General features: G+C 73.0%; 11 protein-coding genes. 4 read left to right on the forward strand and 7 right to left on the reverse strand.

Translation table 11 applies throughout. The annotated features are described in order from the left end of the window. Positions 1 to 541: RNA-guided endonuclease InsQ/TnpB family protein (locus tag AC6EXY_RS06935; protein ID WP_499842315.1), on the forward strand; the 541-nt coding region annotated here is incomplete at its 5' end. A 32-nt stretch (positions 542 to 573) separates the two neighbouring features. On the opposite strand, the gene AC6EXY_RS06940 is transcribed toward AC6EXY_RS06935, so the two are convergent. Then, complete coding sequence (locus AC6EXY_RS06940) at positions 574 to 1,347, reverse strand: helix-turn-helix transcriptional regulator (protein ID WP_165818450.1); 774 nt, start codon at positions 1,345 to 1,347, stop codon at positions 574 to 576. 179 nt (positions 1,348 to 1,526) lie between these two features. Beyond that, on the reverse strand, positions 1,527 to 2,051 hold the full coding sequence (locus AC6EXY_RS06945) for a hypothetical protein (protein ID WP_101832564.1): 525 nt from the start codon (positions 2,049 to 2,051) through the stop codon (positions 1,527 to 1,529). Between the two features lie 261 nt (positions 2,052 to 2,312). Between AC6EXY_RS06945 and AC6EXY_RS06950 the strand changes: the two genes are divergently transcribed. Then, positions 2,313 to 2,861 (forward strand): histidine kinase, encoded by a 549-nt coding sequence (locus AC6EXY_RS06950; protein WP_101832563.1) that lies wholly within the window; start codon positions 2,313 to 2,315, stop codon positions 2,859 to 2,861. A gap of 73 nt (positions 2,862 to 2,934) precedes the next feature. Further along, positions 2,935 to 4,410, forward strand: coding sequence for a cytochrome P450 (locus AC6EXY_RS06955; RefSeq protein WP_101832562.1), 1,476 nt, complete (start codon positions 2,935 to 2,937; stop codon positions 4,408 to 4,410). A 160-nt stretch (positions 4,411 to 4,570) separates the two neighbouring features. Here AC6EXY_RS06955 and AC6EXY_RS06960 read toward each other — a convergent pair whose 3' ends face one another. After that, positions 4,571 to 5,068: a hypothetical protein gene (locus AC6EXY_RS06960; RefSeq protein ID WP_133150711.1), complete on the reverse strand. Its 498-nt coding sequence runs from the start codon at positions 5,066 to 5,068 to the stop codon at positions 4,571 to 4,573. 624 nt (positions 5,069 to 5,692) lie between these two features. Between AC6EXY_RS06960 and AC6EXY_RS06965 the strand changes: the two genes are divergently transcribed. Further along, a complete protein-coding gene (locus AC6EXY_RS06965) occupies positions 5,693 to 6,544 on the forward strand; it encodes an SAM-dependent methyltransferase (RefSeq protein WP_499816878.1) in 852 nt (283 codons plus the stop codon). Between the two features lie 103 nt (positions 6,545 to 6,647). Here the strand turns inward: AC6EXY_RS06965 and AC6EXY_RS06970 are convergent, their stop codons facing one another. The 4 genes from AC6EXY_RS06970 to AC6EXY_RS06985 form a co-directional block, all read right to left on the reverse strand. Next, positions 6,648 to 7,655, reverse strand: coding sequence for an Acg family FMN-binding oxidoreductase (locus tag AC6EXY_RS06970; protein ID WP_499816879.1), 1,008 nt, complete (start codon positions 7,653 to 7,655; stop codon positions 6,648 to 6,650). 187 nt (positions 7,656 to 7,842) lie between these two features. Next, positions 7,843 to 9,159: an acetyl-CoA hydrolase/transferase family protein gene (locus tag AC6EXY_RS06975; protein WP_499816880.1), complete on the reverse strand. Its 1,317-nt coding sequence runs from the start codon at positions 9,157 to 9,159 to the stop codon at positions 7,843 to 7,845. Next, complete coding sequence (locus tag AC6EXY_RS06980; protein ID WP_499816881.1) at positions 9,156 to 10,553, reverse strand: ATP-binding protein; 1,398 nt, start codon at positions 10,551 to 10,553, stop codon at positions 9,156 to 9,158. Before AC6EXY_RS06980 ends, AC6EXY_RS06975 begins: the two co-directional genes overlap by 4 nt. Before the next feature lie 74 nt (positions 10,554 to 10,627). Beyond that, a complete protein-coding gene (locus AC6EXY_RS06985) occupies positions 10,628 to 14,365 on the reverse strand; it encodes a protein kinase domain-containing protein (RefSeq protein WP_499816882.1) in 3,738 nt (1,245 codons plus the stop codon). Between the last annotated feature and the right edge of the window lie 23 nt (positions 14,366 to 14,388).

Raw genomic sequence — 14,388 nt, forward strand, 5'->3', positions numbered from 1 at the left:
CCGGCAGCGGGCAGCCCGGCTCGCGCGCATCCACGCCCGCGTCGCGAACCAGCGCCGCGACGGGCTGCACAAGCTCACCACCCGGTTGGCGAAGAACCACAACGTGATCGTGGTCGAGGATCTCCATGTCGCCGGGATGGTCCGTAACCGGCGCCTCGCACGCGCCGTCTCCGACGCGGGGATGGCCGAGATCCGCCGCCAGCTCGCCTACAAGACCCGCTGGTACGGCTCGCGGCTGCACGTCGCGGACCGCTGGTACCCGTCCTCGAAGACCTGTTCCGGCTGCGGCTGGCGAAACCCAAGCCTCACCCTGTCGGACCGTACGTTCACCTGCCAGTCCTGCGGGCTGGTAGCCGACCGCGACCGCAACGCCGCGGTCAACCTGGCAAACCTCGTCGCCGCCAGTACATCGGAGACGGAAAACGCCCGTGGAGTCGACCAGAAGACCCCGCCCGCGGGGCAGGTGGCTGTGAAACGGAAACCGGGCACGGCCACGGCCGGTCAGACCCGGGGTGCCCCACCGAAAGGTGAGGCGGCATGAACGCCAGCTATCTGGCGCCCTCACGCAACGGTTCAGCGCTCGGCGACGATGACGCAGCAGGCCGGGGCGACGCCCTCGCCGGCGACCCGCAGGTCGTCGCGCAGGCCGAGCCCGTCGATGACGCCGGCGACGTAGCGCTCGTTGAGGGTGCAGACGACCTCGGGATGTGTTGCGGACAGCCGCCGGAACGGGCAGTTGCGCAGCACGAGCCGCGGCCCGCCGTCCTCCCCGCCGACGGAGCCGACGCTCGCGCCGGCAGGCTCGTATCCCAGCTGGCGGAGCGCCGCCGCAGCCCGGCTGAGCGGCTTCAGTGCTTGCGGCGCCTGTGCTTTCGGCGCCTCATGTTCCGCTGAATCCCGCTCCCCGGCCGCGAAGGCGACCGTCTGTGCCCGCGCCTGGTAGTCCTCGCCGTCGAGGAGGTCGGCGCTCTGGACCAGGATCCTGGCCAGACGCTCATAGCGCCGCGCCGGGATGGCGACCTCAAGGTCGACCTCCCGTGCCTGGTAGAGCTTGGCGGGACGGCCCGCGCCAGGGCCACCCCGGCCCGCCGGCCGCGCGTAGGTCACCGCCAGCAGGCCGGACTCGGCGAGCCGGTCCAGATGGAAGGCCGCCGTGGTCCGGGCGATGGCGAGACCCGCGGCCACCTGGTCGCGGGACATCGGCGCCGTGGCACCCCGCAGGTGGGTGTAGATCGCGCGGCGCTGCGGGTCGGCGACCAGGCGCAGCGACGACCACGCCGCCTCGTCGACATCCCCGATCCCGCCCAGGTCTGCCGTGCCGACCCGGTCAGCGGGCAGTCCATTCACCGCGCGGCCCTCCGTCTCCTGGATTGCGGTTCCGCGATCTTGGCGCTTCATGCTACGAAGCCCGCCCGCGGCTGCCGTCGGCCGGATGCCGTCGCCGCCCGACCCTCCCGTGACGTGCGGCGGCGGCAATCCGTCCCCACCCCGCCGCCGAGACGACCGCACGGGTGGGCTCATCCCCGTCAGACGACAGTCGGTGAACCTGACGCCGACGCCGCGGGCACCCGCTCGCCCTCGGCGGACCCGGTCTCGGCGGACTCGCCCTCGGCGGACTCGGTCTCGGCGAGCGCGTTCCACACCTTGCTCAGCAGCACGTGCGGAGGAACGTCGACCTCCTCAGGGGCGGGCTCACCGAGGATGCTCGGGACGTAGCCGCGCCGGTCGGCGAAGATGTTGAGCATGAAGCAGCCGTCCGGCCCGGCCTCCTCGGGACCGTAGACGGAGCCCTTCTCCTGTAACCGGATGTCCCCCGGGCCGTACCACTTCTTGCCGACCCGCAGGGAGCCACGGAGGATCACCGACATGTAGTGGGTCTTGTGGTAGTGGACCGGGAACTTGTAGTTGGCGGTGACCTCCATCGGGAACACCGCGGGGTCGCTCGGCCCGGCACCGAGGAAGAAGGCGGCGAAGCGGGTGCCGTCCTCCATGGTGGTGAACTCGGGGTCGTCGAGGTTCGTCTCGTACCTGCCACGCGCGGTGCGTTCCATTCGAAGCTCCTTTGACGCCTGCCGGACGGCGGACCGTGTGCCAGCTCACACTGCCCACGCCCGACAGTAGGAGCGCGACCCCCCGCCTGTAAAGAGGAAGTTCACTTTCTTTAGAAGCCGCCGATCCGATCCGGCCCAGCCCCAGCTCACACGAACCTCACGTCTGGTCCGCAGGTGGCACGCATGCTGGCCGGGTGTCCTTGGCCTGTCGGCGTGCACCTCGCCGCCAGGACCATCCCGAGGGCAGGTGTTCCGATCCCGATGACGACGCGCACACAGCGGGCCGCGCGCGAGCCGCACAGGCCGTGGCGGCAGCGGCTGCTGCTGGTCGCGGCGGCGCTGGCGGTGCTGCGGGCGGTGCAGGCCGCCGTCGCCGCGCTCACGGTACTGGCGGTCACCGCGCTCGAGCTGGAGCGGCCGGCGCCGCGGTTGCACCTCGCCCGCCTCGGCGAGGTCGAGCCGCGCCCGCTGACCCCGCCGACCGCCCTGGTCATGCTCGCCGTGTCCACGGCCTGCTGCGTCCTGCTGTTGCGGGGCCGCGGCATCGCCTCGGCCTTCGCCGGTGTGAAGGCGTTCGCGCTGGTCGCGGCGGCGACGATCGCCGGCTGCCTGGCCGCGGGGCCGATGGGCACCAGGCTCGTGGTGGCGGGATGCGGCGCGAGCCTCGTCGTCCTGCTGTGGCCGGCGGTGCGCACCGCCGCCGTGAGGGTGCTGACGGCGATCGGCCTGCCCCACACCGACGGTCGCATCGCCGACGTCGCCCTCGCGCTCAAGATCGCCGTGCTCACCGCTCTGGTCCTCGCCCCATGACGGCGTGCCCATCCCGCGGTGGACCCGTGTCGCCAGGTCACCGAACCGGTACCGGACCGAAGGGTAGCTTCCGATGAGCAGTGCCACTGACACGTCTCACTCACCTCACGCGCATCACCCGCCCGCCGCCGCACCGGCGTCGGCCGCCCGGGATGCCGAGGAGGTGCCGGGCCCGACCGACGGTCCGGTCGCGTCGCTGCGGCGGCTGCGCGCCGATCCGCTCAACCGGTTCGGGGAGCTGGCCCGCGAACACGGGCCGGTGGTGCGGATCGCGCGCTGGCCGGTGTCGGCGTTCCTGGTCACCGAGCCGGAGGCGATCGCCGACGCCCTGGTCAGCGGCCACCGCGCCTACGCCAAGGGGGCCGTGCGGCGGCGTGGCCGCGCCGGTTCCCGGGAGACGGTGGTGCAGCCGCTGGCCCTGCTGCTCGGGCAGGGGCTGCTCACCAGCGCCGGTGACGTCCACCGCCGCCAGCGCCGGTTGATGCAGCCGCTGTTCCACAAGCAGCGCATCGCCGGCTACGCCGACGCGTTCGCGTCCATCGCCGCCGACACCGCCGCCGGCTGGGACGACGGGCAGCTGCTCGACCTGCACGCCGAGATGACCAGGATGACCCTGGCGATCATCGCCAGGACCCTGTTCGACGTCGACCTCGACAGCCGCGTCGTCGACGTGGTGCGCACCGCTCTCGACGAGACGATGCCCGCCGCCCGCCGCGCCCCGATGCCCGGCTTCAGCACCGTCGAGCGGCTTCCGCTGCCCGGCGCCCGCCGCCGTCGCGCCTCCCGCGACGCTCTCGACCAGGTGGTGCTCGACCTGATCGCGCAGCGCCGCGCCGCCGGGGCGACCGGCGCCGATCTGCTGTCGCTGCTGCTGAGCGCCCGCGACGCCGACACCGGCGCGCCGATGGACGACGCCCAGGTCCGCGACGAGGCGCTCACCCTGCTGCTCGCCGGCCACGAGACCACCGCGAACGCGCTGTCCTGGACGTTCCACCTGCTCGGCGACGCCGCCGAGGTCCGCGCCGTGCTGCAGGCCGAGCTCGACGAGGTTCTCGGTGACCGCCTGCCCACCATCGACGACCTGCCCCGCCTGCCCTACACGGGCGCGGTGTTCCAGGAGTCGATGCGGCTGTTCCCGCCGGTGTGGGCGATGGGCCGCCACCTCGTCGAGGACCGCGACGTCGCCGGCTACCGGCTGCCCGCCGGCTCCACCCTCGTGTTCAGCCAGTGGGTGGTGCACCGCGACGCCCGCTGGTGGTCCGAGCCCGACCGCTTCGACCCCACCCGCTGGCTCCAGCCGCCCGACACCGAGGCCGACGCCGCCAGGAGCACGCCGCCGCGGCCGCGCTTCGCCTACTTTCCGTTCGGTGCCGGTCCCCGCCAGTGCATCGGCAACACGCTGGCCGTCACCGAGGGGATCATGGCCCTCGCCACCCTTGCCCGCCACTGGACCTTCGCCCCGGTCCCGGGTCGGGTGGTGACACCGCAGCCCCTGGTCACGCTGCGCCCGCGGAACGGACTCCCCATGACCGCGCGCCGCCGGCCCTGACGGACTCTTCCCTACCGGGTCGGTGGTCGTCAGATGAACTCACCAAAGCCGAGAAGCCCCGGTCCGACCCACCCCATGTTCGGGCGGATCGGACCGAGGCTCCGGCGCCGGTTCGGGTCAGTTCGACCTCGGGCCGGGAGGACTCAGACCGACCACCGAATCAGTGCCGGAACCATTCGTCGGTGGTGTAGTCGGTCCGGCCGTCCGCAGCCGTGAAGTCAGTTCGGACATTCACTCTGAGCTGGTTTGTCCCACCACGCTTGTACACCTTCAGCCACACATAGCTCGTCGCGTAGCTACGCCGGTAGGTGGCAAGGATCCAGCCGTTTCCCCGGCTGACGGCGGAACGGCTGCCCCAGTCGCAGTCCGTCGGGTGACACTTTCCCCACACCCGGACGCCGTAGCCGCCGCCGCTGGTGGAGCAGTGCCCGTCCGTGTCGCAGAGGACCTGGTCACCGCATCCCTGGGTCACGGTCACCCGGGTGATCGACCGGGTGTTGGGATTGATGTTGCGCCAGGATCCCGCGAGCGGGGAGCTGACGCAAAGGGCATGCGCGGGCGCCGACGACGTCACGGCGAAGGCGCCGGTGAAGCCGACCGCGAGGATCAGGAGGACGAGTACGGCGCCGCCACGCCGAAAGGGGAGTGCCAAGGACACGATCGGTTCACCTCTGCGTTTCGTCGCGATTCTGTGTGCGCCCCCGACAATGGTCCGCACCAGACAGCGGATCAGGTCGACGATGAGGACGCGGCGCAAGTCCAGAAACCTGCCCTGAGGTCGCCACGATCGTACCCGGCCGAGATCGATTCACGTCATCGTTCGACGGGAATGGCCACGCACCCGCGATACAGGAGACAATCGTCTCCGCGCACCAGGACGAAGCCGCGCCATTCCGGGCTGAGCGCGACCGGCGTCGGGGGACGGCGGCGGTGGTCGCCGCGTCGAGCATGGAGTTCACCGCGCTGTGGGCGCCGTTCCCTGGCCGACATCGAGCCACTCGTCGCCCGGGTCCGTGCGGCGGATGTTGCCGGTCCGGCCGCGTACCGCGGGGACGGCGCGGGGGCTGTCGCCCGCGGCCGAGGCCTGGCCCCGGCGACGAGAGCCCCACCCCCTGACCGCGCAACCGGGCATCGCGGCGAACGGCGTCCAACCCAGAAGGCACAAGAAGCTGACTATTCGCACGGGCGGGCTGATTCGACGCAGAATGCCCAGCTACTCTTTGGCTTCGAGAGGCCGCGCACCGACAAGGGGCGCGCACGAACACGAGAAGGTGGTGCCTGCGTGACCGATGCCGTGGCCGACGACGCCTCCGCGGATGATGCCTACTCCTACGAGGAGGCCAGCAGGGCCGCCGAGCTCGACACCGGCGTGGCGCACACCGCCCGGGTCTGGAACTACTGGCTGGGCGGCAAGGACAACTTCGCGGCGGACCGCGCGGTCGGCGACCAGGTCGAGTCGATGCTGCCGCACATCGTGCCCACTGCCCGCGCCGACCGCGGCTTCCTGACCCGGGTGGTGCGCCACCTGGCCGTCGAGGCCGGCATCCGGCAGTTCCTCGACGTGGGCACGGGCCTGCCCACCGCGGGCAACACGCACGAGGTCGCCCAGTCCGCGGCGCCTGACGCGCGGATCGTCTACGTGGACAACGATCCGCTGGTGCTCGTGCACGCCCGCGCCCTGCTCACCAGCACTCCCGAGGGCGCCACCAACTACATCGAGGCCGACCTGCGGGACACCGCCACGATCCTCGCGGAGGCGGCCCGCACCCTCGATCTCGCCCAGCCGGTCGCCCTCACCCTGCTGGGCGTCCTGAACTTCATCCCGGACGAGGACGAGGCCATCGACATCGTCGGCCGGCTGGTCGCCGCGGTCCCCCCGGGCAGCTACCTGGCGATCGCCCACGCCAGCAACGAGGTGTTCCCGGAGGACGCCGAGCGCGTCCGCCAGTTCTGGAACGAGAACGCCACTCCGCCGATCACCTTCCGCGACGCGAAGCAGATCAGCCGGTTCTTCGAGGGCGTGGAGCTGCTCGAGCCCGGTGTGGTCTCCTGCTCGCGCTGGCGCCCCACCGCGGCGGATCTGGAGACCCCCGCGGAGGTCCAGCAGTTCTGCGGCCTCGGCCGCAAGGCCTGACGTCCGCGCCCGGCCCGTTGAGATCCTCACCTGACGTACCCGCTCTGGGGCCGTCGTGGGCGTTCGCGGGTCAGGACGGCCCAGGGACGGGCGAGGGGGTTGGTCAGGCGCCGAGGTCGAGGACGTCGGTGAGGGGGCGGCGGGGGGTGGGGGCCGCGGGGGTGGCGGCCGGGTCGGGGTAGCCGACGCGGAGGATCATCTGCGCCTCGCCGCTGCCGCCGGTCGCCTCGCGGACGAGGCCGCGGGTTGCCTGGATGTCGATCGCCTGGCCGAGCGGGGACGCGGCAACTCCCGCGGCGGTGGCGACGAGCAGCACCCGGCCCAGAGCCCGGCCGGCATGCAGGCGGTCCGTCGGGCTGTCGCCGTCCGTGCCGATGATGAGCACACCGGGGTGCTCGACCTGTAGCTCGCCGAGGTGCTGACCGGCCTCGCCGACCACGTCGAAGTCACGGACGGGGAACTCCGACTGGCGCGCCCGCTCATGGCCGACGACCACGTCGCGGGGAATGCCGTCGGTGGCGTTCGGGTCGGTGCGGCTCCACTGCCGCAGCTCCGGCTGGTATTCCGGGTCGTGCGCCTCGATCCAGTCGGCGTGCGCGAGCAGGACGGACAGCTCCACCCGGGCGTTGGTGCGGTCCATCGGGACCAGCCAACAGCTTTCCGTCTCGGCGGCGTGGCGCAGCCCGCGGACCAGCTCGACGGGCAGCGTGGCCGGGTCGAACGGGCGCCGGTCGGTGTGCCGGTGGACGATCGCGGTGAGCAGCGCCACATCACCCTGTGCCGGCTCACAGCGGCCGACGGCGCGCAGGGTGGCCAGCCGTCCGGTGGTGATGTCGTCGCCGTCCGGCAGTTCCTCGAGCTGGACCTCGAGGCCGGCGGCGCGCAGCGACAGCCAGGCGTTGAGCAGGGCCGCGCCGCAGCTCATCAGCAGCTGGCGGTGGTCCGGGTCGGCGACGGGAAGCGCCCGGGTGAGATCCGCGTACAGCTCCAGGGTGTCCTCGCGCAGCCGCCAGTGCCAGGGCTGCGAGTTGTGGATCGACGGCGCGAGGATCGCCGTCTCCACCGCCGCTCGGACCTGGTCGATCGACAGTGTGGTCGCCCCAGTGGTCATCGTTGCGCTCCTCCACCGCCCGGGCGGGGTTGTGCTGGCGAGCCGCCGGGCCGGTCCTCGTTCGAACGTGTCGTGTTCAGGCATGTTCAGTGTTCCCCCCGAGGCGGGAGCATGCGCCATCCGTACGCTGTTCAGTGGGAGGACGATGGTCCTGGGCAGAGGGGAGCTTCGGCCCCGGTCGCCGCCGTCAGCCGGTGAGCGCGGCGGTGAGCTCCTCGCGGGCGCGGGGATCGGCGACGGCATGGATGAGGGCGTCGGCCTGGTCGCGCTGGCTGCGGCCCCACAGCTCGGCCGTCCCGTGCTCGCTGACGACATAGCTGTGCTGGAAGCTCGTGGTCGGTTCGGTGATGGCGGGCACGATCGTCGACGTCCCCGACTTCGCGTGCCAGCTCGGCAGGGCGATGATCGCGTGACCGTCGGGGGCGTGCAGGGCGCCGGCGACGAAGTCGGGCTGGCCGCCGAATCCGGACCAGATCCGTCCGTGCACGTGGGAGGCGTTCGTCTGGGCGCGCAGATCCACCTGCAGCGCGGTGTTGACGGACGTCATGGTCCGTTGGCGGGCGATCTCGGCCGGATTGTTGACGGTCTCGGTGCGCAGCAGCCGGACGCGCGGGTTGCGATCGATCCAGCGGTACAGCTCGGCCGATCCCAGCACGAAGCTGGTCGTCAGCGCGCTGTCGGCGTCGAGGGCGCCGGCGTGTTCGAGGTCGAGGACGCCGTCGGAGAAGGTCTCCGTCCAGATCCGCAGGCCGCGCCGGCCGGACAGGGCTGCCAGGGTGGCGTCGGGGACGGCGCCGATGCCGAGCTGCAGGGTCGCGCCGTCGGGGACGAGCGCGGCGACCCGTTCGCCGATCGCGGCCCGCCCGGCATCCACCGGCCGCGGGGTGGGGCTCGCCAGGGGGAGATCGACCTCGATCGCCGCGTCGATCGCCTCGACGGGCAGTTCGGCATCACCGTGGGTGTAGGGCATCCGCCGGTTCATCTGGGCGACGACGAGGCCGCCGCCCGCCCGCGCCGCCTCGACGGCCGCCGGCAGGATGTTGACCTCGGTGCCCAGCGACACCCGGCCGTCGACCGGCACGCTCGTGTGCACGACGACGACGTCCGGCCGGCACGGCCCGCTGAACAGGCGCGGGACCAGGCTGAGCCGGCATGGCAGGTAGCGCAGCGCCGGATCGCCGCGCATCGCCGGCCCCACGAACGGCGTCGTGGGGATCACCCCGGCCCGCCGCGGGATGTCGCCGTGCGCGTTGAGGACGAACAACCGGTAGGACGCGACGGCGGCGTCGATCGCGCGCAGGGCGACGGATGGCGTCGCACAGTTCCCGGACGCGACCACCAGAGGTGGCCCCTCGGGCCCGGCGCTGGCGGCGGAGGCGGCGGAGGCGGAGGCGGAGGCGGCCGGGTCGGGGCCCGAGGCGCCGTCGGCGCGGTGGCGCAGCGCACTGGCGACCAGGGAGCCGAGTGCGTCGGCGGTCAGGCGTCGGGGGGCGGTGTTCGTCATCGGCCTGTGGGGAGGCGGACGCACAGCACGGTGCGGCCCGGCGCGGAGTCGATGGTGATCGTGCCGGTGTGGCGTTCGACGACGATACGCCGGGCGATGTCCAGGCCGAGGCCGGCGCCCTCGCCGACACCCTTGGTGGTGAAGAACGCGTCGAAGGCGCGGGCGGCGACCTCGGGTGGCATCCCCGGGCCGGTGTCGGCGACCTCGACGACGACGGCGTCCGGGTCGGCGCGCAGGGTCAGGCGCAGCGTCCCGCTGCCGTTCATCGCGTCGAGGGCGTTGTCGATGAGGCTGGTCCACACCTGGTTGAGCTCGCCGGCGTGCGCCGGGATCCGCGGCAGGCCGGCGGCGTAGTCGCGTTCGACGGTGACGCCGTCGCCGACGCGCGTGCCAAGGACGATCAGTGTGCTCTCCAGTCCGTCGGTGACGTCGATGTGCTGCATGGACGCGCGGTCCATCTGTGAGTAGGACTTGATGGCGTTCACCAGCCCGGAGATGCGCTGGGTGGACTCCTTCAGCTCCGCCAGCAGCGCGGTGGCACTCAGCGCCCCGGCGACCCATTCCAGACCCGGTCCCAGCGCCGATTCCCCGGCAACGGCGGCCGCCCGCTCGCACCAGGCGACATCGGCCCCGGCGGCCGCCAGGGTGGGGGCGAGGATCCAGTCGCGGTCGACGTCGTGGCGCAGCAGCCAGGACGACAGCTCGTCCTCGCGGTCGGCGAGGTCCAGTGGATCGGGGGACGCCGCGATGGTCGCGATCTCCTGGCGCAGCTCGTCCAGCGCGGCGAACTGAGCGCCCGTCAGCCCACCGCCCGCCGCACCACCGCCCGCCAGGCGAACGGCGCCGGAGAGCAGGGTCTCGCAGCTGGCGGCCAGATCGTCGACGGCGCGGGTCGCGGCCGCCGCCGGGTTGTTGATCCCGTGGGCGAGGCCGGCAGCCAGCGTGCCGAGGGCGACGAGCGACTCGCGTTGACGGGCCGTCGCCTCGATGGACCGGGCCGTTCCGTAGACGCCCTGGAGGAGATGACTGCCGAACGGGAACCAGGCGTCGACCCGGCCACGCAGCACGGCCGCGGGTATCCGCAGCACCCGGCCGGCCTTCGCGCCGCGGGCGGTGGCGAGGTAGATGCCCTGCTCGTCCCAGGCACGGAAACCGCCGGCCCACCGGCCCGGCACGTCCATCCGGCTGACCACGGTCTTCTCCCGGCCGATGTGCCGCTCCAGGTCGAGGGCACCCTCGACGAGCACCCACCAGTGGTCCGCGGGCTCGCCCTCGCGGAACAGCTCCACCCCGGGCTGCACGGACAGCTCGGCGCCGTCCTCGGCGAGCTGTCCGAGCTGCGGGTCAGTGAGCCCGGCAAAGACGCTCAGTGTACGGAGTTCGTCGACGCGCATCAGCTGATCATCCAGAAATGCCCCACCGGACAGACACTATCGTCCGTCGACTCCCGCCCGGACCGTCGCGATGGTCACCGTCCCCGACGGGGTGCCGCCCCGCGGCGAAGCGCGTACCAGGTCGCCCCCGCGACGGTCACGGTCAGCAGCAGGGCGGCCGCGAGATCGATCCCCCAGGTGCCGGCATCGTTCTCCCACATCGGGTCGGACTTCGGATTGAATTTTGTCGTGGCCCCGACCATCGCGAGGCCCCAGCGGGCCGGCATCAGGTCGCCCAGCTGCTCCAGCGGCGGATGACCGTGCAGCGAGATGAGCGTGCCGCCCAGCAGGAACTGCAGGAGCAGGATGACGACGAGGATCGGCATGCCGCGGTCGGCGTTCGCGATCAGTGCGGAGACCAGCAGCCCCAGGACCATCGCGGCCACCGAGACGACGATCAACGCGACGGTGACCTCGGCGAGCCCGCTGCCCAGGACGACCGGAGTGTCCGGCCCGGGCTGGCCGGCGAGCCCGACGACGGCCAGGATCACCGCCTGCAGCCCGGTGATCATGCCCAGCACGACGAGTTTCGACCACAGGTACGCGCCCCGGGACAGCCCGATCGACTGCTCGCGGTGGAAGACAGATCGCTCCTTGACCAGCTCGCGGAACGCCCCGGCGAAGCCGGTGAACACGCAGCCGAGGACGAGCACGACCATCATGGTCCCGATGCCCTCGCCGTCGGTGCCAGTTGCGGCGTCGTCGACGGACAGGCCATGCCTGCCGGGCAGGAGCTGCGCGAACAGGCTGAGCACCAGCGGCAACGCCAGCAGGAACAGGGCGTAGGCGCGGTCGGCCGCGATCACCGCGAGATACCGGCGGGCAAGTGCCGAGAACTGGCGCAGCGCCGGCTGCTGGCGCGGCGGCAGGTCGGGGACCGGTCGGCCCGGCTCCGCCGAACCTACGCCCGGCTGTGCGGCGCTTCGACCCCCCGGAGCCCCCGGAGCCCCCGACGCCGGCCCACTCGCGGGCCGCGCCGAGGAGCCCGGCATCCCGTATTTGGCGTGGTACGGCGAGGCGCGGAATCGCGCCGTCCAGTCGACGTTGCGATCCCGGTCGAGCAGCAGGAACATGTCGGCGAAGTCCCGCTCGCCGAAGTAGGCCAGCGCCTCCCCCGGCGGGCCGAAGTAGGCGAGCCGGCCGCCGGCGGCGAGCACGAGCAGGCGGTCGCACACGTCGAGCTGGGCCGGCGAGTGCGTGACGACCACCACCGTGCGGCCGTCGTCGGCGAGGGTTCGCAGCGTCTGCATCACCGACTTGTCCATGCCCGGGTCCAGGCCGGACGTCGGCTCGTCGAGGAAGAGCAGCGACGGGCGGGTGAGCAGCTCCAGGGCGACGCTCGTGCGCTTGCGCTGCCCGCCGGACAGCGTGCTGATGCGCTGGGCCGCCTGGTCGGTCAGCCCCAGTTCGCCGATCACCTCCTCGACGCGCGCGTGCCGCTCGGCGGCCGGGGTGTCGGCGGGGAAGCGCAGCTCGGCGGCGTATCGCAGCGCCCGGCGGACCGTCAGCTGGGAGTGCAGGATGTCGTCCTGCGGGACGAGCCCGATGCGCTGGCGCAGCTCGTCGTAGGAGGCGTAGAGATCGCGCCCGGCGTAGCGGACCTCGCCGGAGTCGGCCGGGCGCTGCCCGGTCAGGGCACCGAGCAGCGTGGACTTCCCGGCCCCGCTCGGCCCCACGACGGCCAGCAGGCTGCGCCGCCCCAGCGCGAACCCGACCCCGTCGAGCAGCCGCTTCCCCGAGCGCGTGACAACCAGGTCGTCGGCCTCGAAGGAGATGTCGCCCTCGTCGGTGTACTCGACGAGCGTCCCGCCCTGCAGCCGCAGCAGAGCGTGCCCGATGCCGACGATGTCGTCCGTCGAGACCGTGGCCTCGCCGACCCGACGGCCGTTGACGAACGTCCCGTTCCAGCTACCAAGGTCGACGATGCGCCACCCGGACCCGGCCTGCCGCAGCTCCGCGTGCCGGCGTGAGACGAGCGGATCGTCGAGCATGACGTCGCACTCGGGCGCCCGGCCGATGACCACCGACGCTCCCCCGACCGGATGCAGCGCGGTGGCCGGCCCCTGCCACCACCCTCCGCCACGGGTTTCCCCCGGCTTCGACCCCGTCGACGCGGGCGACGGACGCCGCACCGGAGGCGGGGCCGATGGCCCGATCGGCGCCGACTGCGAAGGCGCCGCTGTCCGCGTCGGCGTCGGCCCGGTGTGAGACGCACCGCCTGCCGCGGAGGCGGCAGCGGGCCACGGCGGCGAGGCGGCGGATGCGGCCGGCTGGACGGGCGGCGCCGACGGCTGGACACCGGGCGCGGCCTGCTGGACGGACGGGGACGGCTGGACGGACGGGGACGGCTGGACGGGGGTGGGCGACGCTGGCGGCGCCGGAGTCGTGGCCTGCCACCATCCAGGTGCGCGGGTGGGTGGCGGCGAGGCGGCCGCGCCTGCGGGAGGCGTCGAGGTCGCGGGTGGTGTGGTGGGTGCAGGAGGTGTGCTGGGTGCGGGTGGTGTGGTGGGTGCGGGAGGTGTGCTGGGTGCGGGAGGTGTGCTGGGTGCGGGAGGTGTGCTGGGTGCGGGTGGTGCGCTGGGTGCGGGAGGTGTCGTGGGTGCGGGAGGTTTCGTGGGTGCGGGAGGTGTGGTGGGTGCGGTGGCGCCTGGAGTGCGTGTCCACCATGCGCCGGCCGCGAGCGGGCGGGCCGAGGACGGGGCCGATGCGGCGGGCGGTACAGCCGGCGACGACGCCGGTGCCGGTGACGGCCCTGGCGCCGGTGACGGCCCTGGCGCCGGTGACGGCCCTGGCGCCGGTGACGGCCCTGGCGCCGGTGACGGCCCTGGCGCCGGTGACGGCCCTGGCGCCGGTGACGGCGTGGCACCGGCCGAGGCCGCGTACCAGGGCGGGCGCGCTGCCGAGGCCTGTGGCGGAGTCGGTGGTGCGGGCGGAGCCGTGGGCGGGGACGGGGTTGGGGGCACCGTCTGGAGGGCCTCGCGTGCCGCGTCGGCGAAGGCGGATGCGGACGGGTGGCGGTCGGACGGGTCCTTCGCCAGGCCGCGGGCGAGGACGTCGTCCAGGGTGGGGGGCAGCCCGGGTCGCGCGGCTGCCAGCGTCGGTGGCGGATCCTGCAGATGGGCGCGGATCACGCCGAGCCGTTCGGCCGCGACGAACGGCCGGCGGCCGGTCAGGCACTCGAAGAACAGGCAGGCGAGCGAGTAGACGTCCGAGCGGTGGTCGAGCCGCGTCGACCCGAATCGTTCGGGTGCCATGTACTCGATCGATCCGATCATCTCGCCGTCCGTGGTGATGCCGGCGCCGTCGACCGAGCGGGCGATCCCGAAGTCGACCAGGTAGACGAAGTCGGTCGGGCGAGCGCGGCCCGCGCACAGCACGTTGGACGGCTTGACGTCGCGGTGCACCAGCCCGTCGGCGTGTGCGGCGTCCAGTGCCGCGGCGAGCTGTTCCACCACGCCGACGGCGACCGACGGGTCGAGCGGTCCGTCACGGAGGACGGCCCCCAGATGGGCGCCCTCCACGAGGCGCATATCGAGGAAGAGCTGGCCGTCGATCTCGCCGTAGCGATGGATCGGGATGACGTGCGGCTCGCGCAGCCGGGCGGCGATCGCGGATTCCCGGCGGAACCGCTCGGTGTACTGCGGGTCGCCGGCCAGACCCGGCAGCAGCACCTTGAGCGCCACCATCCGCTGCTGGCCGGTGTCGTACGCCCGGTATACCTCGCCCATCCCGCCGCGCCCGAGCGGCGCCTCGATCCGGTACGGACCGAACATCCGCACCGGCTGTGACTGAGGCT

The organism is Frankia sp. RB5 (assembly GCF_059816245.1).